The organism is Providencia sp. PROV261 (genome assembly GCF_028477945.1).
GTDB classification, from domain to species: Bacteria; Pseudomonadota; Gammaproteobacteria; order Enterobacterales; family Enterobacteriaceae; genus Providencia; species Providencia stuartii.
Map to the genome: position 1 here is coordinate 1 of NZ_JAMPMC010000099.1, position 1,479 is coordinate 1,479.

At 42.5% G+C, this 1,479-nt stretch carries 2 protein-coding genes; one reads left to right on the forward strand and one right to left on the reverse strand.

Annotated features, from left to right (window positions below; translation table 11 throughout):
• The first annotated feature begins 51 nt into the window (after positions 1–51).
• Positions 52–192, forward strand: a complete 141-nt coding sequence (locus PR675_RS20825) for an HdeA/HdeB family chaperone (RefSeq protein WP_442959620.1) — start codon at positions 52–54, stop codon at positions 190–192.
• Positions 193–332: 140 nt separating this feature from the next.
• Here PR675_RS20825 and PR675_RS20830 read toward each other — a convergent pair.
• A protein-coding gene (locus PR675_RS20830; protein WP_442959619.1) for an IS3 family transposase occupies positions 333–1,396 on the reverse strand; the annotation gives its coding sequence in 2 pieces (ribosomal slippage) (positions 333–1,159 and positions 1,159–1,396; 1,065 coding nt in all).
• Positions 1,397–1,479: the final 83 nt, after the last annotated feature.

Sequence of the window (1,479 nt, forward strand, 5' to 3'; positions counted from 1 at the left end):
GATGCTGCATTTTGCCTGTGGTATCATCGTCTGGAATAAAGTCCTATTGAGATAGGCTCTAAACCTGTATCGCAATGGAAGTGTGAAGATTTTTTGGTCATCGATGATAACTTTTATCCAACCGCCATTGGTGCTGCAGAGATTGTGACACAAAAAGGAAAAGTAGAAGTTTGTCGTGGAAAAGGAAAATAAAATGCGAAATGAATTTTTTGAGGCTTTTATCGATGAATTTGGAGATGCTACAACATCAAGGTATGCTTCTGTTGAAGAAATAGAAAAATGGAAGGGAAATGTAAATACCCCATTTATAACACAGTCATCTCGTAGAATATTTATGCCGCACTTCGGTACTCAAATGGCGTCATGTCATTGAGTGAATCGTGCGGCCGTTCGTTGTTGTATAGCTCAATCCAGTCTTCGGTTATTTGCTTCACTTCGTTCAGGTTGTTGAAAATGTAGCAATTGAGTACATCATCGCGATAAGTTCGGTTAAATCGTTCAATGTATGCGTTTTGATATGGGCAACCGGGTTTAATGTAATCAATCATAATGTCATGTGCTTTTGCCCAATTTACAAACACTTCCGAGGTGAATTCGCTGCCATTATCAACCCGAATTTTCTCAGGGTAACCGTGCCACTCAGCAAGTTGGTCAAGATAGCGTATGACACGCAATGACGGCATGCTGGTCGCAATATCAATACCTAAAACTTCGCGATTAAAGTCATCAATAACGTTAAATGTGCGGAACCTGACTTTGTTGTGCAAGCTGTCACTCATAAAGTCCATTGACCAAGATTTTCCCAATGCATTCGGTGCAGCTAACGGCTCTGGGTTACGGTTGGGCAGTCGCTTTTTGCCTTTGCGTCGCAGGTTCAGTTTTAGCTCCTTATAAACGCGATAAACACGTTTGTGGTTCCAACTGTGGCCTAGCTTTCGAAGGCGTTTAAAGCACTTCGGGAACCCCCACCGATAATGCTTGTCGATTAAAGCATTCAAGGCATCAATGATTTCGTCATCATCGGTCAGCTTTGGCTCGTAATAGTAAGCGGTACGACTGATACCAACCACATGACAGCACTTCACTACGCTTGCGTTATACTGCACCTGTAACTCGTGTGCCCAGACTTTCCGTTCTGCCACAGGCGCTAGAGCTTTTTTATGATGTCTTCTTGCATCTGTGACTTGAGACTCAACTCAGCATACATCTGCTTAAGTCGACGGTTCTCTTCTTCAAGCTCTTTCAAGCGGCGCACATCAGACGCTTCCATACCGCCGTATTTTTCGCGCCATTTATAAAACGTTGAATTACTGATGCCGTACTTACGACAAATATCTTTCACCGGCATACTCGCTTCGGCTTCTTTTAAAATCGCCACAATCTGGCTTTCAGTCATGCGTTTGACATCGTAAAACTCCTTTGTTTTAGTTTACAAGAAATTCTACGAGTGAGCTGTATTATTTTACGGGATAGTTACAA